At 74.7% G+C, this 23,402-nt stretch carries 21 protein-coding genes; 7 read left to right on the top strand and 14 right to left on the bottom strand.

Going from position 1 to position 23,402, the window contains the following annotated elements; all coding sequences use genetic code 11:
- Positions 1–3: 3 nt before the first annotated feature.
- The 9 genes from rsfS to rplU form a co-directional block, all read right to left on the bottom strand.
- The gene (gene rsfS, locus Q6347_RS06205) at positions 4–447 is read right to left on the bottom strand and encodes a ribosome silencing factor (protein WP_171247890.1); all 444 of its coding nucleotides are present in this window, start codon (positions 445–447) and stop codon (positions 4–6) included.
- Positions 444–1,262: a hypothetical protein gene (locus tag Q6347_RS06200; protein WP_304606935.1), complete on the bottom strand. Its 819-nt coding sequence runs from the start codon at positions 1,260–1,262 to the stop codon at positions 444–446. Before Q6347_RS06200 ends, rsfS begins: the two co-directional genes overlap by 4 nt.
- A 388-nt stretch (positions 1,263–1,650) precedes the next feature.
- Positions 1,651–2,256, bottom strand: a complete 606-nt coding sequence (gene nadD / locus Q6347_RS06195) for a nicotinate-nucleotide adenylyltransferase (RefSeq protein ID WP_304604354.1) — start codon at positions 2,254–2,256, stop codon at positions 1,651–1,653.
- Positions 2,257–2,273: 17 nt separating this feature from the next.
- Positions 2,274–2,426, bottom strand: a complete 153-nt coding sequence (locus tag Q6347_RS06190; RefSeq protein ID WP_171247185.1) for a hypothetical protein — start codon at positions 2,424–2,426, stop codon at positions 2,274–2,276.
- 57 nt (positions 2,427–2,483) lie between these two features.
- On the bottom strand, positions 2,484–3,815 hold the full coding sequence (locus tag Q6347_RS06185; protein ID WP_304604355.1) for a glutamate-5-semialdehyde dehydrogenase: 1,332 nt from the start codon (positions 3,813–3,815) through the stop codon (positions 2,484–2,486).
- 10 nt (positions 3,816–3,825) lie between these two features.
- Positions 3,826–4,980: a glutamate 5-kinase gene (gene proB / locus Q6347_RS06180; RefSeq protein WP_171247187.1), complete on the bottom strand. Its 1,155-nt coding sequence runs from the start codon at positions 4,978–4,980 to the stop codon at positions 3,826–3,828.
- 25 nt (positions 4,981–5,005) lie between these two features.
- A complete protein-coding gene (gene obgE, locus Q6347_RS06175; RefSeq protein WP_171247188.1) occupies positions 5,006–6,529 on the bottom strand; it encodes a GTPase ObgE in 1,524 nt (507 codons plus the stop codon).
- Positions 6,530–6,660: 131 nt separating this feature from the next.
- Positions 6,661–6,918, bottom strand: a complete 258-nt coding sequence (gene rpmA / locus Q6347_RS06170; protein WP_171247189.1) for a 50S ribosomal protein L27 — start codon at positions 6,916–6,918, stop codon at positions 6,661–6,663.
- 66 nt (positions 6,919–6,984) lie between these two features.
- Positions 6,985–7,293: a 50S ribosomal protein L21 gene (gene rplU, locus Q6347_RS06165; protein WP_171247281.1), complete on the bottom strand. Its 309-nt coding sequence runs from the start codon at positions 7,291–7,293 to the stop codon at positions 6,985–6,987.
- Between the two features lie 255 nt (positions 7,294–7,548).
- On the opposite strand from rplU, the gene Q6347_RS06160 reads away from it, so the two are divergent.
- Entirely contained in the window at positions 7,549–8,154 is a 606-nt protein-coding gene (locus tag Q6347_RS06160; RefSeq protein WP_171247190.1) for a protein-L-isoaspartate O-methyltransferase, read from the top strand.
- Here Q6347_RS06160 and Q6347_RS06155 read toward each other — a convergent pair.
- Together Q6347_RS06155 and Q6347_RS06150 are read right to left on the bottom strand one after the other, a co-directional pair.
- Positions 8,124–8,747, bottom strand: a complete 624-nt coding sequence (locus Q6347_RS06155; protein ID WP_304604357.1) for a thymidine kinase — start codon at positions 8,745–8,747, stop codon at positions 8,124–8,126. The two genes, Q6347_RS06160 and Q6347_RS06155, sit on opposite strands and share 31 nt — an antisense overlap.
- A gap of 34 nt (positions 8,748–8,781) precedes the next feature.
- Positions 8,782–12,219 carry an Rne/Rng family ribonuclease gene (locus Q6347_RS06150; RefSeq protein ID WP_304606934.1) on the bottom strand — a complete coding sequence of 1,146 codons (3,438 nt, stop codon included), beginning with the start codon at positions 12,217–12,219 and terminating at the stop codon, positions 8,782–8,784.
- Between the two features lie 472 nt (positions 12,220–12,691).
- Here Q6347_RS06150 and Q6347_RS06145 point away from each other — a divergent pair, with 472 nt between their 5' ends.
- The 6 genes from Q6347_RS06145 to Q6347_RS06120 all read left to right on the top strand — a co-directional run bounded on the left by Q6347_RS06145 (position 12,692) and on the right by Q6347_RS06120 (position 20,558).
- Positions 12,692–14,191, top strand: a complete 1,500-nt coding sequence (locus Q6347_RS06145; protein WP_171247194.1) for a cytochrome ubiquinol oxidase subunit I — start codon at positions 12,692–12,694, stop codon at positions 14,189–14,191.
- Positions 14,192–14,223: 32 nt separating this feature from the next.
- Positions 14,224–15,273: a cytochrome d ubiquinol oxidase subunit II gene (gene cydB, locus Q6347_RS06140; RefSeq protein ID WP_304604359.1), complete on the top strand. Its 1,050-nt coding sequence runs from the start codon at positions 14,224–14,226 to the stop codon at positions 15,271–15,273.
- Position 15,274: 1 nt separating this feature from the next.
- Positions 15,275–17,014, top strand: coding sequence for a thiol reductant ABC exporter subunit CydD (gene cydD, locus Q6347_RS06135; protein WP_304606933.1), 1,740 nt, complete (start codon positions 15,275–15,277; stop codon positions 17,012–17,014).
- Positions 17,007–18,749, top strand: a complete 1,743-nt coding sequence (gene cydC / locus Q6347_RS06130) for a thiol reductant ABC exporter subunit CydC (RefSeq protein ID WP_304606932.1) — start codon at positions 17,007–17,009, stop codon at positions 18,747–18,749. The genes cydD and cydC overlap by 8 nt, the downstream gene beginning before the upstream one ends.
- Before the next feature lie 79 nt (positions 18,750–18,828).
- A complete protein-coding gene (locus Q6347_RS06125; RefSeq protein ID WP_304604362.1) occupies positions 18,829–19,761 on the top strand; it encodes an ABC transporter ATP-binding protein in 933 nt (310 codons plus the stop codon).
- A complete protein-coding gene (locus Q6347_RS06120) occupies positions 19,758–20,558 on the top strand; it encodes a hypothetical protein (RefSeq protein WP_304606931.1) in 801 nt (266 codons plus the stop codon). Before Q6347_RS06125 ends, Q6347_RS06120 begins: the two co-directional genes overlap by 4 nt.
- Before the next feature lie 22 nt (positions 20,559–20,580).
- Here Q6347_RS06120 and Q6347_RS06115 read toward each other — a convergent pair whose 3' ends face one another.
- Genes Q6347_RS06115 through Q6347_RS06105 form a run of 3 tightly spaced genes read right to left on the bottom strand, consistent with a single transcriptional unit; the run spans position 20,581 to position 23,393 of the window.
- Entirely contained in the window at positions 20,581–21,771 is a 1,191-nt protein-coding gene (locus Q6347_RS06115) for a hypothetical protein (RefSeq protein WP_304606930.1), read from the bottom strand.
- Positions 21,768–22,631: a cytochrome c biogenesis CcdA family protein gene (locus Q6347_RS06110; protein ID WP_304606929.1), complete on the bottom strand. Its 864-nt coding sequence runs from the start codon at positions 22,629–22,631 to the stop codon at positions 21,768–21,770. The genes Q6347_RS06115 and Q6347_RS06110 overlap by 4 nt, the downstream gene beginning before the upstream one ends.
- Positions 22,632–22,634: 3 nt before the next feature.
- Positions 22,635–23,393, bottom strand: coding sequence for a thioredoxin domain-containing protein (locus Q6347_RS06105; RefSeq protein ID WP_304604366.1), 759 nt, complete (start codon positions 23,391–23,393; stop codon positions 22,635–22,637).
- Between the last annotated feature and the right edge of the window lie 9 nt (positions 23,394–23,402).

Raw genomic sequence — 23,402 nt, 5'->3', positions numbered from 1 at the left:
GCCTCACATCCCGCCGTGCAGACGGATCGCACCGTCCGCGCCGTCGTCGCCGAACTCGGCACGGGCCGCGGCACCGTCGCCCCCGCGGGCGTCCGGCGGCAGGTCCACGGACGGGCAGTCCTTCCAGAGCCGCTCGAGCGCGTAGTAGACCCGGTCCTCGGCGTGCTGCACGTGCACCACGACCTCGCCGAAGTCGAGCAGGACCCAGCGCGCCTCGGACTTGCCCTCGCGCCGCAGCAGCTTGGCCCCCGCCTTGTGCATGGCCTCCTCGACGGCGTCGACGACGGCCACCACCTGGCGCTCGTTGGTCCCGGTGGCGATGAGGAACACGTCGGTGAGCACCAGCTGCTCGCTCACGTCGAGCGCGATGATCTCCTGCGCCTTGCGCTCGGACGCGGCTCGCGCCGCGACGACCGCCAGCTCGACGGCACGGTCGGTCGCGGTCATCGACGTCCTCCCAGATCGGTCGTGGCGGTCGCCACGGGGGTCGGCGGCACCGGCGCGGACGCCTCCTCCGGTGCGAAGTCGTCCGGCGGGCTGAGCACGAGGTTCCAGATCAGCAACCCCAGGACGAACGCGACCACGACCAGGATGATGTAGTGCAGCCACGTGTAGGAGGGCTCGTGCTCGTCGTCCCAGTCCTCCTCGTCGTCCTCGAGGTACCGGGGACCGGCCGGACCCGGGGGCTGGGCCGCCAGCCCGCCGAACGGCGAACCGGTGGTCGGTGGGACGGAGGCCGGCGCGGCACCGGTCCCCGACGACGGCGAGCCCCACGGCAGCGCGGGCCCGTCCGTGCCCGACGCCTGCCGCGAGGCACCACCCGGTCCCGGGGAGGCGCTGGGCCAGGCGGGCGGAGGCGTCGTGCCGGCCTGCGTCTCGCTCCGGCCGGGCGCCCCGAAGGGAGAGCCGGCGCCGAAGGCCGACCGGCGCCCGGGCGTCGTCCCCTCGGACGGTGCCGGGGCCGGGGAGGAGCCGGACGCCGCCCCGGCGGACGGTCCGGGGCCGAACGGGGAGGGCGGCGTGGACGCGGGCGGCGTCGACGCGGGCGGCGTCGACGTCGGCGGGGTGTCGTTCCGCGGCGCCGACGGCGCGGGGCCCGACGTGGGCGGGGTCGCCGACCGGGACTCCGGAGGCTGCCCGAACGCCCGGGTCGAGGCGCGGCGGGGCGTGGCCGACCCGCCCTGCGCACCGGAGGACGGGAAGCCCGCCGACGGTGCGGCGGACGAGCCGTCGCGCGGGGGCGCGGCGTCGTTGCGCTGCACGGGCGCCAGCCGACCGGTCTCGTCCAGACCGCGCACACCACCGGAAGAGCTCGGCGGGCGGACGGTGGGCGCGGGGGCCGGCGCCGGGGACGCCGAGGAGCGTTCCCGCATCGCCCGGCGGGACGGGGGCGGCGTCGGTGCGGCGCGCGGGGGCGTCGGCGCGTCGCCCGTGGCGGGGGCAGGCGTCGGCGCCGGACCCGGCGACGGGGCGGGGGCCGGAGCGGGCGACGGGGCCGGCGTCGGGGCCGGGGACGCACCGCTGCCGAACGCGGCAGGACCCGCACCGGGGACCGGCGCCGAACCCGCGGACTGCGCGCTCTCCCGCGCGGCCGCGGCCGCACGCTCACGCTCTCTGATCTCCCGACGCGTCATCGGCCGGGACGTGTTGTCACTCATCGAGACCTCGATACAGACCGTGCTTGGCGATGTACTGGACGACGCCGTCCGGGACCAGGTACCAGACCGGCAGGCCCGCGGCGGCGCGGCGGCGGCAGTCGGTCGACGAGATCGCGAGGGCGGGGACCTCGAGCGTCGTCACGCCGTGGGTCGGCAGCTCGTCGACCGTGAGCGAGTGGCCCGGCCGCGTCACCGCGACGAAGTGCGCCATCTCCCACAGGTCCCCGGCGTCCTTCCACGTGAGGATCTGCTCGATGGCGTCCGCGCCGGTGATGAAGTGGAGATCGGCGTCGGGACGCGCCGCCTGCAGGTCGCGCAACGTGTCGACCGTGTAGGTCAGACCCGGCCGGTCGATGTCGGCCCGGCTGACGGTGAACCGGGGGTTGGACGCCGTCGCGATGACGGTCATCAGGTACCGGTGCTCGGCCGGTGAGACCTGCGCGTCCTGCTTGAAGCTCGGCTTGCCGGTGGGGACGAACACGACCTCGTCGAGGTCGAGCAGCGCCGCCGCCTCGCTCGCCGCGACGAGGTGGCCGTGATGGATCGGGTCGAACGTCCCGCCCATCACCCCGATCCGGGGTCTCGCCTGCTCGCTCACGTGCTGTCGCGGCGTCGTCAGTGCTTGTTGTGCGCGTTGCGGAAGGCGTACGTCGCCAGCAGCGCGACGACGAAACCACCGAACGCGAGCACACCGAACAGGACCGGCGGGATCTCGAACCCGGAGTGCTCAACGGCCTCTTCGGCGGCAAGGACGGCGATGTGCAGCACGAGTGCTCCTCAGTGATGGTCCGGACGGGTCGCAGCACAGTCTCTCACGACGCGGGGTCAGGGCCGCACGTGGCCGTCGCCGTGCACGACCCACTTGGTGGTGGTGAGCTCGGCGAGACCCATCGGGCCACGGGCGTGCAGCTTCTGCGTCGAGATCCCGAGCTCCGCACCCATCCCGAACTGGGCGCCGTCGGTGAACCGTGTCGACGCGTTCACCAGGACGGCCGCGGCGTCGACCTCCGCGACGAACCGCTCGGACGCCGCGAGGTCGTTCGTGACGATGGCCTCGGAGTGCCCGGAGCTCCACGTGCGGATGTGCTCGATCGCCTCGTCGAGGGAGTCGACGACGCGCACGGCGAGCTCCGCCGCGAGGTACTCCGTGGCCCAGTCCTCCTCGGTGGCCGCCAGCACCTCGACGCTCTCGGGCGCCTGGCCCGCGGTCCGGTCGTCGACGTGCAGCACGACCCCGGCACCGCCCAGCGCCGCGAGCGCGGCCGGCAGGAACCGGTCGGCGACGTCGGCGTGCACGAGCAGCGTCTCGGCCGCGTTGCACACACCGACGCGCTGGGTCTTGGCGTTCATGACGATCTCGACGGCCGAGGCGACGTCGGCGGCGGCGTCCACGTAGACGTGGACGTTGCCGGTGCCGGTCTCGATGACGGGCACGGTGGACTGCTCGACGACCGTCCGGATCAGGTCGGCGCCCCCGCGGGGGACGAGGAGGTCGACGAGACCGCGGGCCTGCATGAGCGCGACACCGCCGGGTCGGCCGTGGGCGTCGATGGACTGCACGAGGTCGGCGGGCAGGCCCTGCGCCGTCAGACCCCGTCGCATCACGTCGACGATGACCGTGTTCGACGACGCGGCGGCGCTGCCCCCGCGCAGGATGACCGCGTTGCCGGACTTCAGCGCGAGCCCGGCGGCGTCGACCGTGACGTTCGGCCGCGCCTCGTAGATCATGCCGACCACGCCCAGCGGCACGCGCAGCCGGCGCAGCCGCAGGCCGTTGGGGAGCGTCCGGCCCGTCACGACCTCGCCGACCGGGTCCGGGAGCCCGGCGACCTCGCGCAGGGCCTCCGCGATGGCGGCGACCCGCTCGTCGGTCAGCGCCAGGCGGTCCAGGAGCCCCTCGCTCATGCCGTGCTCGCGACCGCGGCGCAGGTCCTCGGCGTTGGCGGCCACGATCTCGCCGGACGCCGCGACGAGGGCGTCGGCGAGGGCGTGCAGCGCGGCGTCCTTGGTGGCACGGGTCGCGGTCGTCAGGGACCGGGCGGCGACCTGGGACCGCCGGGCGACGTCCTGCACCGCGGCGAGCACCTCGGCGTCCGGCTGCGGTCGCTGCGCGGGTCCGGGCGTCGTGCCGGCTGAGGGTTCGAACGTCGTGGTCATGCGTTCGAGACTACGACGACGACGGCGGTGAGGACAGGCCGTTCCGCCCTTCGAGCACGAGGTCGTCGCGATGGACCACCTCGCGGTCGTACCCCTCCCCCAGCTCCTCGCGCAGGGCGTAGGTGGACCGTCCCAGCAGGTCGGGAAGGTCACCGGCGTCGTAGGCGACCAGGCCCCGGGCCACGACCGTCCCGTCGGGCCCGACCAGCTCCACCGGGTCGCCGGTCTCGAAGTGTCCCTCCACCCGGGTGATCCCGGCCGGCAGGAGGGAGGCCCGTCCGCCGAGCACCGCGCGGGTGGCGCCGTCGTCGAGGTGCAGCCTGCCCTCGGTGCGCGCGGCGTGCGCGATCCACAGCCGACGGGCCGTCGACCGCTTGCCGCCGGCGGCGAAGAAGGTGCCGACGTCCTCGCCCGCGAGGGCCCGCGCGACGTTGTCCGCGCAGGTCAGCACCACCGGCACCCCGTCCTGGGTGGCGATGCGGACCGACTCGAGCTTGGTGACCATCCCGCCGGTGCCGACCGCGCTCCCCCGGCCCGTGACCTCGACGCCGGCCACCTGCGCCAGGTCGGCGACGTGGCTGATCCGGCGGGCGCCGGGCCGGCTGGGCGGGGCGTCGTGCAGGCCGTCGACGTCGGTGAGCAGCACCATCGCGTCGGCACGCACCAGGTGCGAGACGAGGGCGGCGAGCCGGTCGTTGTCCCCGAAGCGCAGCTCGTCGACGGTGACCGCGTCGTTCTCGTTGACCACGGGCACGACGCGCAGGGCGAGCAGCTTCTCCAGGGACCGCTGGGCGTTGCGATACCGGGCCCGACGCACCGTGTCCTCGGCCGTCAGCAGCGCCTGGCCGACCCGGATGTCGTGCGTGGCGAACGCCTCGCTGTACCGGGCCACGAGCTGCCCCTGGCCCAGCATGGCGCAGGCCTGCATGGTGGCCAGGTCACGGGGGCGAGCGCTCAGTCCCGCCGGCCCGATCCCGGCGGCGATGGCCCCGGAGGTCACGAGGACGACCTCCTGACCCTCCCGGTGCCGTGCCGCGAGCACGTCGACCAGCGACCGCAGCGCACCGAGGTCGAGGTGGCCGTCGGCGCGCGTGAGCGACGACGAACCGATCTTGACGACGATCCGGCGGGCGGCCGGCAGAGCGGAGCGGGACTGGGCGTTCACGCCTCCATCATCCCCGACCCGGCGCTCAGTCGTCGGAGGGGTCCGCCCAGTGGCCGGCCTCGCGCTCGGTCCACAGCTCCTCGCGGGCGGCCGTCTTGGCGTCCATCCGCTCGACGAAGTCACGACGCTTCTCGGAGCGCGTCGGGCGGCGGCTCTCCTCGAGGCGGCGGTCCTGCCCGCGGGCGCCGAGCAGCTCCGCACCCGTGGACAGCGTCGGCTCCCAGTCGAAGACCACGGCGTCCTGGTCGGTGCCGATGCGGACCTCGTCGCCGGCCACGGCGCCGGCCTCGAGGAGCTTGTCCTCGACCCCGAGCTTGGCGAGGCGGTCCGCGAGGAACCCGACGGCCTCGTCGTTGTTGAAGTCGGTCTGCCGCACCCAGCGCTGCGGCTTGCTGCCCTGGACGAGGTAGTAGACGTCCCCGGTGGACCCGTCCGTGCGGCGCACGACGGTGAACCCGGAGTCGTCGACGGCCCGGGGCCGCAGCACGACGCGTGCGGGCTCCGGCGCCGGGGCGGCGGCCCGGGCCTGCTCCACGAGCTCGGCCAGGGCGAAGGTGAGGGCCTTCAGCCCCTCGTGCGAGGCCGTCGAGATCTCGAACACGCGCAGCCCACGGGCCTCGAGGTCGGGCCGGACGAACTCGGCCAGCTCCCGCGCCTCGGGCACGTCGATCTTGTTGAGCACGACGAGCTGAGGGCGCTCGGTGAGCGGCACGCGGCCGCCCTGGATGTCGAGGTCGCCGGCGTAGGCCGCCAGCTCCGCCTCGAGGACCTCCAGGTCGGTGATCGGGTCGCGCCCGGGTTCCAGCGTGGCGCAGTCCAGCACGTGCACGATGACGGCCGTGCGCTCGATGTGCCGCAGGAACTCCAGGCCGAGGCCCTTGCCCTCGCTCGCACCGGGCAGCAGCCCGGGCACGTCGGCGATGGTGTAGCGGGTCGACCCCGCCTGCACGACGCCCAGGTTCGGCACGAGGGTGGTGAACGGGTAGTCGGCGATCTTGGGCCGGGCCGCCGAGACCGCGGCGATCAGCGAGGACTTGCCGGCGCTGGGGAAGCCCACGAGGGCGACGTCCGCGATGGTCTTGACCTCGAGCGTGACGTCACGCTCCTCGCCGGGCTCGCCCAGCAGGGCGAAACCGGGGGCCTTGCGCTTCGGCGAGGCGAGCGCCCGGTTGCCCAGGCCGCCGCGCCCGCCCGCGGCCACGACGTACTCGGCACCGATCCCGACGAGGTCGGCCAGCACGGTGCCGTCGCGGTCCTTGACGACGGTGCCGTCGGGGACGCTGAGCACCAGGTCGTCGCCCTGGGCCCCGTGCCGGTCGCCGCCCATGCCCTGCCCGCCGTTGGCCGCCTTGCGGTGCGGCGAGTGGTGGTAGTCGAGCAGCGTCGTCGTCTGCCCGTCGACGACCAGCCGGACGCTGCCGCCGTCACCCCCGTTGCCGCCGTCGGGGCCGCCGAGCGGCTTGAACTTCTCGCGGTGCACGGAGGCGACCCCGTGCCCGCCGGACCCCCCGGCCGCGTGGAGCACGACTCGATCGACGAAGCTGGCCATGGGTAGATCCTCTCAGGTGAGCGTGCGCCACCACGACGGACGGGTGGCCGGACGCGCACGAGGGGCGCACCCCGCTCGGTGGTGCGCCCCTCGTGACGGACGGTGCAGCGTGGCTGCGGTGCCGGGTCGGCTCAGACCTGGGCCGCGACGATGTCGACGACCTTGCGGCCGCGACGGGTGCCGAAGGCGACCTCGCCGGCCGACAGGGCGAACAGCGTGTCGTCGCCGCCACGGCCGACGTTCTCGCCGGGGTGGAAGTGGGTGCCGCGCTGGCGGACGATGATCTCGCCGGCGTTGACGACCTGGCCCGCGTAGCGCTTCACGCCGAGGGACTTGGCGTTCGAGTCACGACCGTTGCGCGAGGAGCTCGCGCCCTTCTTGTGTGCCATCTCAATCCTGCTTTCTCGTCAGTACGAAGAGTGTGGGGAACCGTGCGGGCCGGGGCCCGCCGGACATCACTTGATACCGGTGACCTTCAGGCGGGTCAGCTGCTGGCGGTGACCCTGGCGCTTCCGGTAGCCGGTCTTGTTCTTGTACTTGTGGATCGTGATCTTCGGACCCTTGGCGTCCTTCACGACCTCGGCGGTGACCTTGACCTTCGCCAGCTTCTCGGCGTCGGTGGTCACGGTGTCGCCGTCCACGAGCAGGATCGCGGTCAGCTCGACGGTGTCACCGGCCGAGCCCTGGACCCGGTCCGTGACGACGATGTCCCCGACGGACACCTTCTCCTGCCGGCCACCGGCCTTGACGATCGCGTACACCATGTTGATGCTCATCTCTCCTGGTCTTGGCGTGCTCACCCGACGTCGGTCACCGGCTTGGTCTGGAACTCGCACCGCCGCGGCGGTGGAGTGCGGTGCGCCGAGGGCACACGGGACAGGCGCGCTCACAACGCGCCGACGCAACACCTTACGCGACCGGCCCTCGGCGGATCAACCTGGCCCGACGGGCCGGACCGTGAGGTGGGCCACGTCACGGGCAGGTCTGCGAGCGGGGCACGGCCGTCGGACCATGGTCGCATGAGCCCCGTCCGCGACGACGCCGTCCCCGTGGACGGGCACGACGCCGTGGCCGCCGCGATGCGCGCGGTGGACCGGCGCGGCTTCCTGCCGCGGGCGCAGCGGGCGTCGGCCGCCTTCGACCAGCCCCTGCCCATCGGCCACGGGCAGACGTGCTCCCAGCCGTCGACCGTGGCGGCGATGCTGCGGATGCTGCGGGTCCCGCGCGGCGCCGCCGTGCTCGACGTCGGCGCCGGGTCGGGGTGGACGACGGCGCTGCTCGCCCACCTCGTCGGCCCGGAGGGCGAGGTGCTGGGCGTGGAGCGGATCGCCGACATCGCGGCGTGGGGCGCGGCGAACGTCGCGCGCGCGGGGATGCCGTGGGCCCGGCTGGTGCCGGCGGCGCCCGGCGTCCTCGGCTCGCCCCGGCCCGGCGGGTGGTCCCGCGTCCTGGTCTCGGCGTCGGCCCGGTCCCTGCCGCAGGAGCTGGTCGACCAGGTCGCACCCCGCGGACGGATGGTCATCCCGGTGGGCCACCTGATGATCGTCCTCGACCGCGACGCCGACGGCACCGTCCGCACGACGCAGGAGGGCACCTACAGCTTCGTCCCGCTCGTGGAGGACTGAGCGGACCCGCGCACGCTGCGGTGGGCCCGGCAGCGCGCCTGGTAGCTCTCCGCTCCCCCGACGTACCCGGCCACGGTCGTCAGGGCGTCGGACGCTGCCTCGTGACCCGGCGCCCCGTGGAGCCGGACGTGGTAGGCGGCGTCCCGCCCGCACACCGTGCACACCGCCGTCAGCCGCGTGACGGACTCCGCCAGGGCCATGAGGGACGGCAGCGGCTCGAAGGGGCGGCCGTCGAACGTCACGGTCAGACCGGCCACGACGACGTCGACCCCGCGGTCGGCGAGGTCCGTGACGACGTCCACGAGCTCGAGGCCGAGGAACTGCGCCTCGTCGACGGCGACCAGGACCGTCCCGGGCCCCAGGTGCCCGGGGATCTCCGACGCCCGCGACACCGCCCGGGACGCCACCGCCAGCCCCGTGTGCGAGGCGATCCGCCCCGGACCGTGCCGCTCGTCCAGGGCGTGCGAGACCACCAGCACCTCGCGGCCGGCGATGCGTGCCCGGTCGACCCGGCGCACGAGCTCGGTGGTCTTGCCCGCGAACATGGGCCCACCGATGACCTCGAGACGGCCGGGGGCTCGACGATCGTCCATGACGTCCAGTCAAGCACCCCGGCCGTACGGTCGCTCAGGGGGTGTCGGTCAGCGACGCAGCCGGCGTCGCAGCCTGCTCAGGAGCCTCTGCGGCTCCGGCTCCTTTGGGCGGCGCGTCGCCACCGGCCGGGTTGTCCTCCGAGGTCTCCTCGGCACCCGTGGCGGGCGACGGGTCACCTGCGGCGTCGGGGTCCGGGGCGGTCTCGGCCGGGGTCCCGGCACCCTGCTCGACGGCGGGCGCTCCGGCCACGTCGTCCGTGGCGGTCGTGCCGCCACTCGTCGGCGCGGCCTCGTGCCCCTCCTCGTCCTCGTGCTCGTGGGCGTGCGCAGCCGCCGCAGCGATCGTCGCCAGGGTGGCCTTGACGGCCTGGCGCTTCTCGGACTCGTCGTCGGGAAGCTTCGGCACGTCGGCGTGCGCCGGCGCCTCCTCCTTCTTGGCACCCGAGCGCTTGCGGCGCGAACGCTTGGCCCCGCCGCCGTCGCCGTCGCCCGAGGACGCCGCGCTCTTCTCGACCGGGTGCTCGTGGACGATGAAGCCGCGGCCCTTGCAGTGCTCGCACGTCGAGCTGAAGGCCTCGACGAGACCCTGGCCGACGCGCTTGCGCGTCATCTGGACCAGTCCGAGCGAGGTCACCTCGGCGACCTGGTGCTTGGTGCGGTCCCGGCCCAGGCACTCCACGAGCCGGCGCAGGACCAGGTCGCGGTTGGACTCGAGGACCATGTCCACGAAGTCGATGACGATGATGCCGCCGATGTCGCGCAGCCGGAGCTGTCGCACGATCTCCTCGGCCGCCTCGAGGTTGTTGCGCGTCACCGTCTCCTCGAGCGTGCCGCCGCTGCCGGTGAACTTGCCCGTGTTGACGTCGATGACCGTCATGGCCTCGGTGCGGTCGATCACCAGCGAACCGCCGGAGGGCAGCCAGACCTTGCGGTCCATGCCCTTGGCGAGCTGCTCGTCGACGCGGTGCTGGGCGAACACGTCCCCGGACCCGGTCCACCGCGTGACCCGCTCGCGCAGGTCGGGCGCCAGCTCGGCGACGTAGGAGGAGATCTCCGTCCACGCGTCCTCGCCCTGGACCACCAGGGAGGCGAAGTCGTCGTTGAAGATGTCGCGGACCACGCGGATGGCCATGTCCGCCTCGCCCTGCAGCAGGGCGGGCGCGTTCGTCGAGGACTTCTCCGCCTTGGCAGTGATGGCCCGCCACTGCGACTGCAGCCGCTCGACGTCCGCGCGCAGCTCCTCCTCCGACGCTCCCTCGGCGGCCGTGCGCACGATGACGCCCGCGCCGTCCGGGACGACGTCGCGCAGGATCTTCTTGAGGCGGTTGCGCTCGGTGTCCGGCAGCTTGCGGCTGATACCCGTCATGCCGCCACCGGGGACGAAGACCAGGTACCGGCCGGCCAGCGTGACCTGCGAGGTCAGGCGCGCACCCTTGTGCCCGATCGGGTCCTTGGTCACCTGCACCAGCACCGAGTCGCCGGACTTCAGCGCCTCCTCGATGCGCCGCGGCTGCCCCTCGATCCCGGCGGCGTCCCAGTTGACCTCACCGGCGTACAGCACGGCGTTGCGTCCCTTGCCGACGTCGACGAAGGCCGCCTCCATCGACGGCAGCACGTTCTGCACGCGGCCGAGGTAGACGTTGCCGACCATGGAGGCCTGCGCCTGCTGGGAGACGTAGTGCTCCACGAGCACGCCGTCCTCCAGCACCGCGATCTGCGTGCGGCCGTCGTGCTCGCGCACGATCATCGACCGCTCCACGGACTCGCGCCTCGCCAGGAACTCCGCCTCGGTGATGACCTGGCGGCGGCGACCCGCGTCGCGTCCCTCGCGGCGACGCTGACGCTTCGCCTCCAGCCGCGTCGATCCCTTGAGCGCGGTGACCTCGTCCTCGGCCTTGCCCGAGCGGCCGGCCTCACGCTCGCCACCCCGTCCCCGGCGGCGCCGGCGGCGGCGCCGGCTGCTGCCGGACGTCTGCTCGGACTCGTCGGTGCCCTCGGACCGCTCGGCCTCGGTGGCCGATTCGCCGGACGTCTCCGCGCCCTGCTCCTCACGGCGCGCGCCGTCCTGGTCCGCGTCGCGGTCCTGCTCGTCCTCGGCGGCGGACGACTCGGAGCCGTCGCCCTCGGTGTCGTCCTCGGGACGACGGTCGCCCTTGCGGCCGCCGCGGCGACCGCGGCCCCCGCGCCGGCGCCGACGCCGGGGGCGGATGTCCGACTCGTCGCCGTCGTCGAGGAAGTCCGCGGGGCCGAACCCGACCAGCTCGACCCCCTCGTCGACGATCTCGGTCTCGATCAGCTCGAGCTCGTCGACGGCCGCCTCGTCCACGTCGCTCAGCTCGAGCGGGGCGGAGGTCGGCGCCTCGACGGGCTGCGCGGCCGAGGTCGCGGACGCCGCGTCCTGCGCTGCAGTCTCCGTGGTCTCCGTGGCGTCCTTCGCGGTGGCGTCCTCGGCGCGCCGCGACGTGGAGGACTTCCCGGCCTTCTTCGTCGAGGACTTCTCGGCCGTGGCGGGCTTCTCGGACGCAGCGGACTCGTCCGCGGCCGCGCTCCTGCGCTGCTGCCGTGCCGAGGTCGCCGGGGTCTCCTCCTCGCTGGGGCGCGGCGGGCCCGCCGGGGCCTGGGCGCGGCGCGCGGCCCGCTGACCCGACAGCTCCGGCGCCTGGAACAGCAGCGCCGTGGTGGCCAGGCGGGGCGTGGCCGAGCCTCCGGCCGTCCCGGTGGTGGTCGGCCCGGCCGGGCGCTCCGCGCTCGGGGACTTCTCGGACGTCGCGGACTCCGGCGCGGCCGTCTTCGACGTCGCGGCCGCGGTCTTCTTCGGCGCCGCCTTCCTGCCCGACGGCTTCTTCTCGTCCTCCGTGGCGGCGGCCTTCTTCGCACCGGCCTTCGTCGCACCGGACTTCTTGGCACCGGACTTCTTCGTCGCCGCGGGCTTCTCGGCCCCGGCGGACTCGTCCCGGGCCTCGCCCGGTGCGGGGGCCTCGGACGTCGCCTGCTCACCGGACGCGGCGTCCCGGCCGGGAAGCACGATGTCGTCGAGGGACAACGACGGGGTGGCGCTCGTCGGCGCCTCCTCCGCCTTCGTGGGCAGCGTGATCGGCTCCGCGGGGGGCGTCGCGTCGTCGGCGGCCGCCGGCTCGTCCGTCGCGGCCTGCTCCTCGGGGGCCGGCGCGGCCTCGGGCGTGGGCGCGGCCTCCACCGGGGCCGGGCCGCCGGCTCGGCGGCTTGCGCGCCGGGACCGGCGGGCCGGGGTGGACGAGGGCGCAGCCGTCGTGGACGACGCGGGCTGCGGCGCCGCGGTGGTCGTCGGCTCGGACGCCGCGGGCGTCGAGGCCGCGGTCGTGGCCGGCACGACGATGGGCGCGGGAGCGCTCGTGGTCGGTGCCGACGTCGCGCGGGTCACCCGGCGCCGCGTGCTGCGACGGGGCGTCTCCTCGGCGGAGGCCACGGGCTGGTCGGGGGTGTCGGATGTCACGGGGGTGCTCCTGCTCTGCGGCGGCCGGCCCACACCTGCCGGCCGCCCCGGCGGTCGTCGGCGACGGCGGCGCTGCGAAGCGCGCCGTCCGGACGGAAGTCTCGGTCGGCTGCAGCCCCACGACTTCGCGGACGCCAGGCGGCCGGGCCCTTCACCCCGGTCGCGGCACCGCGTGCGGACGCGGGAGCGGCGAGCTCGTCGATCCCCGGGGGATGTGGGCCCCGGAGGTCTCGATCCAGTATCGCACCCTTGGGCGCGCCCTCTCGCCCCGGTCCGTCCACCGGCGTGGCGACCGTCACGTCGCGCCCTGACGGCTTGACTTGCGGGGACCCTTCACGGGACAGTCGTGAAAGTCTTCACAAGTTGCGAGATGCCGCCTCTCCCCGTGCGGACCTGGGACGCCGGTCCTACCGTCGAAACAGCCCCGCACGAGGGGCGGCCTCTCCCCCTGGCCCGCATCGAAGGAGTCCACGTGGACGCTCTCGACCTGGCACGGTGGCAGTTCGCCATCACCACCGTGTACCACTTCATCTTCGTGCCTCTCACGATCGGTCTGGCGCCCCTCGTGGCCGCGATGCAGACGGCGTGGGTCGTCACGAAGAAGGAGCGCTGGCTCCGGCTGACGAAGTTCTTCGGCAAGCTGCTCCTCATCAACTTCGCCCTCGGTGTCGTGACGGGCATCTGGCAGGAGTTCCAGTTCGGGATGGCCTGGAGCGAGTACTCCCGGTTCGTCGGCGACGTCTTCGGGGCGCCGCTGGCCATGGAGGCCCTGGCCGCGTTCTTCGTCGAGTCCGTCTTCCTCGGCGTGTGGATCTTCGGCTGGGACCGCGTGTCCAAGAAGGTCCACCTGGCCTCGATCTGGCTCTTCGCCCTGGCCACCAACCTCTCGGCGTTCTTCATCCTGGCGGCGAACTCCTGGATGCAGCACCCCGTCGGCGTCGTCTACAACGAGGCGACCGGCCGCGCCGAGATGGAGTCCATCTGGGCCGTGCTGACCAACAACACGCTGCTCGCGGCCTTCCCGCACACGATCACCGCCGCCTTCCTCACGGCGGGCACCTTCGTCACGGGCGTCGCCGCCTGGTGGATGGTCCGCCTGGCCCGCACCAAGAAGGCCGAGAACCTGGAGACCGCCCGGGACGTCTACCGCCCCGCCGTGCGGCTGGGCGTGTGGGTGATGATCGTCGCCGGCCTCGGCGTGATCTGGTCCGGCGACGTCCAGGGCAAGCTGATGTACGAGCAGCAGCCCGGCAAGATGTCCTCGGCCGAGGCCCTCTGCGAGGGCACCGAGTCCGCGGAGTTCTCGATCCTCGCCGTCGGTCCGCTCTACGCGGGCTGCGAGGACGTGGCCCACCTCATCTCGATCCCCGGCGTCACCAGCTACCTGGGCACCGGGGAGTTCTCCGGCCCGGACTCCTACCTGCCGGGGGTCTACGACGTCCAGGAGGAGTACGCCGAGCGCTACGGCGAGACCACGGCCGACGGCCAGGAGGTCACCTACACCCCGCCGCTGGCGGTCACCTACTGGTCGTTCCGCCTGATGATGGGGTTCGCCGCGTTCTCCGTGGCCCTCGCCCTCGCGGCGCTGTGGCTGACCCGCAAGGGCCGGATCAGCGACAACGTCTGGCTCAGCCGGCTGGGGATCCTGGCCATCCCCATGCCCTTCGTCGCGAACTCGTTCGGCTGGATCTTCACCGAGGTCGGCCGTCAGCCGTGGGTGGTGGCCCCCAACCCCACCGGCATCGACCAGGTCCGGCTGCTCACCGAGCGCGGGGTGTCCACCGCCGTGCCGCCGGGCGTCATCCTGACCTCGATGATCGTGCTCACGCTCATCTACGCCGTCCTGGCCGTCGTCTGGTACCGGCTCATGCACCGGTACGCGATCGAGGGCGTGCCCGACGCCGTCCGGGACGAGTCGCCGGAGGCGCAGGACCCCGACGACGCCGACCGCCCGCTGTCCTTCGCGTACTGAGCGCCCGAACCTGAAGAGACTGGAGACCTGACGTGGACCTCGCGATCCTCTGGTTCGTCATCATCGCCGTGCTGTGGACCGGCTACCTCGTGCTCGAGGGATTCGACTTCGGCGTGGGCATGCTGCTGTCGATCCTGCCCCGGGGCGACAAGGAGCACCGGGAGAAGGAACGGCGCGTGCTCGTCAACACCATCGGACCCGTCTGGGACGGCAACGAGGTGTGGCTGCTCACCGCCGGCGGCGCGACCTTCGCCGCCTTCCCCGAGTGGTACGCCACGATGTTCTCCGGCTTCTACATCCCGCTGCTCATCATCCTGGTCGGCCTGGTCGCCCGCGGCGTGGCCTTCGAGTACCGCGGCAAGATCGCCGACCCGGTCTGGGCCCGCCGGTGCGACCAGGCGATCCAGCTCGGCTCCTGGATCCCCGCGGTGCTGTGGGGTGTCGCCTTCGGCAACCTCGTGCGCGGTCTGCTGCTCGACGCCGACCACCAGTACGTCGGCGGCTTCTGGGCCCTGCTCAACCCCTTCGCCCTGGTCGGCGGCCTGACGACGCTCACGCTGTTCCTGCTCCACGGCGCCGTGTTCATCGCCCTGAAGACCGACGGCGAGATCCGCGACCGCGCCCAGCGGCTCGCGTCCGGCCTGGCCGTGGTCGCGCTGGTCGTCGCCGGCGGCTGGGCGATCTGGGCGCAGGTCGCCTACTCGGTGACCTGGACCTGGGGGGCCGTCGTGGTGGCGGCGCTCGCCCTGCTCGGTGTCGTGGCCGCGACCCGGGCCCGCAGGGAGGGCACGGCGTTCACGCTGTCGGCCGTGACGCTCGTGGCAGCCGTCGTGCTCATCTTCGGGTCGATGTACCCCGAGGTCATCCCCGCGGTCGACGGCGGCAACTCCCTGACGATCGCGGAGGCCTCCTCGACGGACTACACGCTGACCGTGATGACGTGGGTCGCCGTGTTCCTCACGCCGGTCGTCATCGCCTACCAGTCGTGGACCTACTGGGTCTTCCGCCGCCGGCTCTCGACGAAGGACATCCCCGCCCCCGCGGGTCTGAGCTGGCAGAAGATCAAGGACGCGGCGTTCTGAGGTGAGACCGCTCGACCCCCGGCTGCTGCGGCAGGCCCGGGCCGCACGCTCGTACGTCCTGCTCACCACCGCACTGGGCGTGGCCTCGGCCGCCCTGGTGGTGGTGCAGGCCTTCGCGATCGCGTTCGTGCTCGGGCCCGTCGTGATCGCCACGAGCCCGGGCGGCGACGGCGTGGTGGACCAGAGCGGGACGGCCCGGTGGCTCGCCGTCCTGGCCGCCGCCGCCGCGGGACGCGCCCTGGTCGCCTGGGCGCAGGAGCGGTTCGGCCGGCGGGCCGCCACGGCCGTCGTCGCGGACCTGCGCGAGCAGGTCGTCGACCACGCCGTCGCCCTGGGGCCACGCCCGCCCGCCGGGGCGACGCCGTCCGACGTCGCCACCCTGGCCACCCGCGGGCTGGACGACCTGCAGCCCTACCTGGTGCGGTTCCTGCCGCAGCTGCTGCTGACGGCGCTCGTCACCCCCGCCACGGTGCTCGTGGTGCTCGGTCTGGACTGGGTCTCCGCGCTCATCGCGGTGGTGACGCTGCCGCTCGTGCCGTTCTTCATGTGGCTCGTCGGCACCATGACCGCCGGGACCTCGGAACGGCGGCTGGCCACGGTCGAGCGACTCGGGTCCCAGGTGCTCGACCTGATCGCCGGGCTGCCGACCCTGCGGGCGTTCGGCCGCGAGGTCGGCCCGGCCGCCCGGGTCCGGTCCCTGGGCGAGTCCTCCCGGCGCGCCACGATGGGCACGCTGCGGGTGGCGTTCCTGTCCGGGGCGGTGCTGGAGCTGCTGACCACCCTGTGCGTGGCGATCATCGCCGTCGGCGTGGGCCTGCGGCTCGTGCACGGGGGCATGGAGCTCGTCCCGGCCATCGCCGTGCTGGTGCTCGCGCCCGAGATCTTCCTGCCGCTGCGCCGCGTCGGCTCCGAGTTCCACGCCTCCACCGACGGGCTCGCCGCCACGCACCGGGCGTTCGCCGTCCTGGACCTGCCGGCGGACGACGGGTCGCGCCCCGGTGCCGACCGCGAGCCGGAGACCGCACCGGCGGTCGAGGGCGCGACGCTCGTGCTCGACGATGTCAGCGTGCGCGCACCCGGCCGGGACGTGGACGCCCCCGCGCACCTGTCGGCACGGCTGGCCCTCGGCACGGGCCTCGCCGGCGGCGGCCGCGTCGTCGCGCTCCGTGGTCCGAGCGGGGCCGGGAAGTCCACGCTCGTGCTGCTGCTGCTCGGTCTGCTGCGCCCCGACCGCGGCCGCGTCGTGCTCGAGCCGGCCGCAGGCGGCCGGACCGACGTGGCCGACCGGGCCGGTCGCGGCTGGTGGGACCAGGTGGTCTGGGTCCCGCAGCGCCCGGCGATCGGTCCCGGCACGGTGCGCGAGGTCGTCACCGACGGTCACGACGTCGACGCCGCCGCCCTCGCGGAGGCCGCGCGCACGACCGGGCTGGACACCGTGCTCGACGACCTGCCCCACGGCTGGGGCACCGCCGTCGGGCTCGGCGGGGCCGGGCTCAGCGTCGGTCAGCGCCAGCGCGTCGCCCTGGCCCGCGCCCTGGTCGGGGCCGCCGACCGACCCGTGGTGGTCCTCGACGAGCCGACGGCGCACCTGGACGCCCGCGGCGAGCAGGTCGTGCTCGACACCGTCCGCGCCTGGCGCGCGGCGGGCCGCACGGTGATCGTGGTCGCCCACCGCACGTCGCTGCTGGAGCTGGCCGACCAGGTCGTCGACGTCGAGGCGAAGGAGGCCGCCCGTGCCTGACGGCCTGCGCCACCGCGTCACCCGCGACCCGCTGCTGCGCCTCGCCCCCCTGCTCGAGATCCGCTGGGGCCGGGTCGCCCGGGCCGTCGGGCTCGGCACCGCCACGCTCGTGTGCGCGATCGGGCTGGCCGCGGCCGCGGCCTGGCTCATCGCCCGCGCCTCGCAGATGCCGCCGGTGCTCACCCTGTCGGTCGCGACCGTCGGCGTGCGGGCGTTCGGCACCGGCCGGGCGTTCTTCCGCTACCTGGAGCGGCTCGCCTCGCACGGCGTGGCGCTGCGGGGCATGGCCGCGCTGCGCGCCAACCTCTACGACCGGCTCGCCCGCGGCGGGGCCGACGTCGTGGCGCTGCACCGCGGCGACCTGCTCGCCCGGGTCGGCAGCGACGTCGACGACGTCGGTGACGTCGTCGTGCGCGCGCTGATCCCCGCAGCCGTCGCGGTCGTGACGGGGTTGGGGTCGGTGCTGCTGGTCGGGATCTTCCTGCCCGCTGCCGGCGCGGTGCTGCTCGCCTGCCTGCTGCTCACGGGGGTCCTCGCCCCGTGGCTGGCCTCGCGGGCCTCGCGGTCCGTCGAGCAGCGGGGTGCCGCGGCCCGCGGCGAGGTCGCGGCCCGCACCCTCGAGCTGGTCGAGAACGGCCAGCAGCTCCGCGTGGCCGGGCGGCTCGACGAGCGTGCCGACGGGCTGCGGGCCGCCGACCGGCGCCTCGCGGACGCGACCGACGACGGCGCCCGCGTCGCGGGACTCTCGGCCGCGATCGAGGCGGGAGCCCAGACCCTGGCCGTGCTCGGCTGCCTGCTGCTCGGGATCCCGGCCGCGCTGACCGGCGACCTCGCGGCGACCGAGCTGGCGGTGGTCGTGCTCACCCCGCTGGCCGTGTTCGAGGTGACGACCGCACTGCCCGCCGCCGCGGTGCAGCTGCGCCGGTCGCGCGAGGCCGCGCGGCGGCTGGTCGACCTGCTGCCGGCGTCCGAGGGCGTACCGGGCGGACCGCGCCCCGTCGCTGCCGATGACGCGACCGGGCTCGACCTGGAGGAGGTCTCCGCGGGGTGGCCCGAGGGTGGCCGCACCGTCGTGCGGGACGTCGACCTCACGCTGCGGCCCGGTGGGGTCGTGGCCCTGGCCGGTCCGTCGGGGGTCGGCAAGACGACGCTGCTGCTCACCGCGGCGGGGTTGCTCGCCCCCGTCGCCGGCCGGGTCCGCGGCGAGGGGCTGTTCGTCGCGGAGGACGGCCACGTGTTCGGCACCACCGTGCTGGAGAACCTGCGGGTCGCCCGCGCCGACGTCACCGAGGCGGACGCCCGCGAGGCGCTGGCGGCCGTCGGGCTCTCCACCTGGCTGGAGGGTCTGCCCGCCGGGCTCGACACCCCGCTCGGCTCGGGCGGCACGGACGTGTCCGGCGGGGAGCGCCGCCGGCTGCTGGTGGCCCGGGCGCTGCTGGCGCCGCACCGGGTGCTGCTCGTGGACGAGCCCGTCGAGCACCTCGACGCCGCCACCGCGGACGCTCTGGTGGAGATGCTGGCCGGGCTCGCCCGCACGACAGGGCGCGCCGTCGTCGTCGCCTCCCACCGGCTGACCCCGCTGGCGGCCGCCGACGAGGTGCTGCTGCTCGGCCCGGGCGAGGCCCCGGGCGATCCGGCCCGTGTCGTCGCGCGCGGCACGCACGACGCGCTGCTGCACGAGGTGCCGGACTACCGCTGGGCGACCGACCGGGAGGGTGCCACGCCCCGGCCCTGAGCGGGGTGGACGGTTCTCAGGGCTGGAACCGGGGTGGTCCCCGATGTGCCGGGACCCGCAGCTCCGTAGCGTCCGAGACATGATCAGGATCGCATCCCTCACCCGACGGTACGGGGACCTCACGGCCGTCGACGACCTCACCTTCACCGCGTCCCCCGGACGCGTCACCGGCTTCCTCGGCCCGAACGGCGCCGGGAAGTCCACCACCCTGCGGATCCTCACCGGACTGGCCACCCCGACCTCGGGGACGGCGACGGTGCTCGGCCGCCGGTACGCGGACCTGCCCAACCCCGGCCTGGACGTCGGGGTGCTGCTGGACGCCTCGGCCCAGCACGGCGGACGCACCGGGCGCGAGACCCTCGTGCTCGCCCAGCGCACGATGGGCCTGCCCGAGGCTCAGGTCGACGCGATGCTCGATCTCGTCGGCCTGACCCGCACCGAGTCGCGGCGGCGCGTGCGCGACTACTCCCTCGGCATGCGTCAGCGCCTGGGCATCGCCACGGCGCTGCTCGGCGACCCGCGCGTGCTGATCCTCGACGAGCCGGCGAACGGGCTGGACCCCGCCGGCATCCGCTGGATGCGCGACCTGCTGCGGTCGTTCGCCGACGACGGCGGCACCGTGCTGCTCTCCAGCCACCTGCTGGCAGAGATCGAGGCGATCGCCGACGACATCGTCGTCATCGGCCACGGCCGCGTGGTGGCCGCCGGCTCGACGGCCGAGCTGCTGGACGGGGCGGGGACCCTGGTCCGGGCGCACGACGCGGCCGCGCTGTCGGCGGCCCTGACGTCGGCGGGCTACCGTGCCACGGCCGGTGCCGACGGCGCCGTCGTCACCGACGCCGGGACCGTGGACGCCGGGCTGGTGGCCTTCGCCGCCGGCCTGCCCGTCACCGAGCTGCGGTGCGCCGACGGCACCGCGCTGGAGGAGATGTTCCTCGACCTGACCGCCGACGACCGGCGTGACCGCCCGTCCGTCGGTGCCGTCCCGATCCCGAGCGGAGCCCTCGCATGACCACCCTCGCCCCGGACGCTGTCCCGCCCCTCGCACCGGCGGCACGCCGACCGGTCCCCCTGACCCGGCTCGTGGACGTCGAGCTGCGCAAGCTCGTCGACACCCGGGCGAGCCGGTGGCTGCTCGCCGCCGTCCCGCTGCTCACGCTGCTCACGGCCGTCGCCCTGGCGGTCTGGGGCCCGGACACCGAGGTGACGTTCGGCGCGTACACGGCGACCAGCCTCATGCCGCTGGAGCTGCTGCTGCCGCTGGTCGCCGTGCTGTCCGTGGCCGGGGAGTGGAGCCAGCGCTCGGCCCTGACGACCTTCGCGCTGCTCCCCCGCCGGGGACGGGTGATGGCCGCGAAGGCCGTCGCCCTGCTGCTGGTCACGCTCGCCGCGGCCGCGTCGGTGGTCCTGCTCAGCGCCGTCGCCACGGTGGTGGCCGCCCAGGCCCGCGGGCTCGACGCCGTCTGGGACCTGTCGACGACCCTGACCCTGCGCTCCGTGCTGGCCTACGCGGCAGCCGTCGCGTTCGGGTTCACGACCGCCGTGGCGCTCCGGAGCACCGCGCCGGCGATGGTGGCCTGCCTGGGGTTCCTCTTCGTCGTGCCGATGGTCTCCTCCGTGGTGGCGGGGGTCTCCGGCTGGTGGGCCGAGCACGGCGCCTGGGTCGACCTGAGCTGGTCCCTGAGCTTCCTGACCCTGCCCGGGATCACCGGGGAGCAGTGGGCGCAGGTCGGCACCGGGGCGCTGCTGTGGATCGCCCTGCCCCTGGTCCTGGGCCTGCGCCGGCTGCACCGGGTCGAGATCCGCTGAGCCGCGGCGCGACCGCCCCCGGCTACGGCGCCGGGGGCGGCGTCGTGTCGGTGGTGGCCAGGTAGTGGTGCTCGTAGTCGGACAGGGCGATGCTGCCGTCCTCGGTGACGAGGACGGGGACCACCAGGTCCCCGGTGCCCTCGGGGTCGTAGGCCTCGGCGACGTTCCCGGTGACGACGTTGTGCGCGCGCAGGGAGTCCCCCACCCGCAGGTACACGAGCGCCCCGCTGACTCCCTCGACGGCCGTCTCCTGCCCGGAGGAGGACGTCCACAGCTCGGCCCCCTCGGCGTCCAGGCCCCGCACCTCGTCGACGTCCACGGTGATCACGGTGCCCGTCGTGGGGTCGACGCCGACGTCGGTGAACCCGTCGGCCAGGACGGTCCCGTCGGCGAGGTCGACCAGTGCCTCGGACGCGTCGTCGGTGCGCACCCGCACGACGCCGGGACCGGGTGCCGGCTCGGTGGCCGCCACGAGCGCCTCCGGGTCCCAGCCCTGCGCGGCCGCGTCCAGGCGCCAGCTCTCGGCACCGGCCGTGTCGGTGGCGACGAGGTCGTCACCCTGCCGGGTCACGACGGTGCCCCGGTACTCCCCCAGCACCGTGGCACCGTCGTCCTGCCCGAGCACCTGCCCCGTGCCGGCGTCGAGCACCACGCGTGCGTCGCCGGTGCCCATCGGCTCCGTCGGCTCCGCGCTGAACACCAGCCCGGGGCCGACCAGCGGTCCGGGGACGTCGACGGGTCCCCAGACCTGCTCGCCGGTGCTCAGGTCGTAGGCCGTGGCGCTGGTCGCGACCCCGGCCTCGCTCTCGTCGGCTGCGGGACTGTCAGTCAGCACCGCGAGCGCCCGGCCGCCGGGGGTGGTGGTCACGGCGTAGCCGGTACGGCTGACGGGCCGGTCCGCGCTCCACAACGCCTCGCCGTCGGCGGCCACGGCGGTGAACCGCAGCAGTCCGTCCCGTTCGCCGACGCCCAGGGTGATGCCGTCGGCCGACTGCGGGACGGCGTCCCACCCGGGGTCGACGATCCGCACGGTGTCGACCTGCAGCGGCAGGCGCAGGCCGTCCGGGTCGACCTCGGCCGGCGCCTCGACGGCGCTGGTCGGCGTGCGGTCGATCTCGACCGGGGGCGGTCCGGGCTGGTCCGCGCACCCGGCCAGCAGCAGGGCGCCCGTCAGCACGAGGGCCGGCGGGCCGGTCCGGCGGGTCCGCGTCATCGGGAGGCCTCCTCGGTCTCGGCGGCGGCGGCACGCTCGCGGCGCGCCCGGTGGCGGGTCCAGACGACGACCACGACGGCGGCGACGGCCAGCAGCAGCCCGACGTCGAGGACGGGGTTCGCCAGCAGGGCGCCCTGGCCCTGCAGCCACGCCTGGGTGCTCACGGGCACCAGCTCCGGCATCCCGACCAGGCCGTTGGTGGCCCAGAACAGGACGCCGGCCGCGACGAGCAGCAGGCCGGTGACGATCGAGGTGGTGTGCAGCTCACGCCCCAGCACGGTGACCGTCCGCCCCCGCAGCGCCGCACGACGGCGGTCGTCCAGCCGCCCCCAGAGCGTGGCCAGGACGAGCAGCGGCAGGACCATGCCGACGCCGTAGACGGCCAGCAGCAGCCCGGCGCCGACGACGTCGCCCTGGGCGGCGGCGAGGGTCAGCACGGCACCGAGGATCGGGCCGGCGCAGAACCCGGCGACGCCTCCGGCCGCGCCGAGCAGGAACGTCTTGGCCCACCCGGTGCGGGTGGCCGACGACCGCTGCACGGCCCGGACCCCGGGCACCACGCGGGCGAGGTCGACGCCGAGGCCGAGGAGCTGCACGACGCCGAGCACGACGAGCAGCACGGCGGCGACGGCGACGACCAGGTCGCGGCGGGTGACGAACAGGGTGCCGAGCGCGCCCGCGCCGACACCGAGCGGGACCAGCACGACGAGCAGTCCGGTGAGGAACACCCCGCCGTGCGCCCACAGACGGGGGCCGGCGCCGACGGTGGAGGCGAAGAACGCGGGCAGCAGCAGCGCACCGCAGGGGCTGAGGAGCGCGAGCGCACCACCGAGGAACGCGGTGAGGAGGCCGACCTCCATCGCTCAGTCCGCGCTCGCGGCGAGCGCCGCGTCGTAGGCGTCACGGAAGACCTGCGTCGGCTGCGCCCCCACGAGTGGCCGGCCGCCGAGCAGGAAGGCGGGTGTGGAGTAGGCGCCGAGGTCGAGGCCGAGCTTCTCGTTGGCGGCGACGGCCCCGGCCGTCTCGGACGAGGCCATGTCGGCGGTGAACCGCTCGACGTCCAGGCCCAGCTCGGCGGCCAGGTCGGTCAGCGCCTGCTCGGACAGCTCGGCCTCGGACCGCTTCTCCCCCTCGGGGTAGAGGGCGTCGTGGTAGGCCCAGAACTCGTCCTGGAGCCCGGCGGCGTAGGCGGCACGCGCCGCACGCTCGGAGGCCTCGCCGAAGACGTTGACGTCCCGGTACTCGATGCGCAGGTCGCCGTCCTCGGCGTGCTGCATCATCTCCGGCAGCGTCTCGTGGCTCCACTGCGCGCAGAACGGGCACTGGTAGTCGGAGAAGACGACGAGCACGACGGGGGCGTCGACCGGGCCCGCGGCGAGCGGGTCCTCGGGGTCGCGACGCTCGACGGCGGCGGGGTCGAGCTCGGCGGGCCCCTGCACGTCGGTCGGGGCGTCACCCTGCCCGGGGGCGGTCGCCGCACCGGGGGCCGCTGCCGGGCCGGCCGGTGCGTCGTCGCCGGACGACCAGAGCACGGCCGCCGCCAGCACCAGGGTCAGCACGGTGACGACGACGGCGGGCAGGACCCACGGCCGGGACGCGGTCGGGGTACGGGGGTCGGCCACGGGTTCCTC

It is taken from the genome of Isoptericola sp. b408 (assembly GCF_030588085.1).
GTDB lineage: Bacteria > Actinomycetota > Actinomycetes > Actinomycetales > Cellulomonadaceae > Isoptericola > Isoptericola sediminis.
This window is presented reverse-complemented; position numbering and strand designations above follow the sequence as displayed.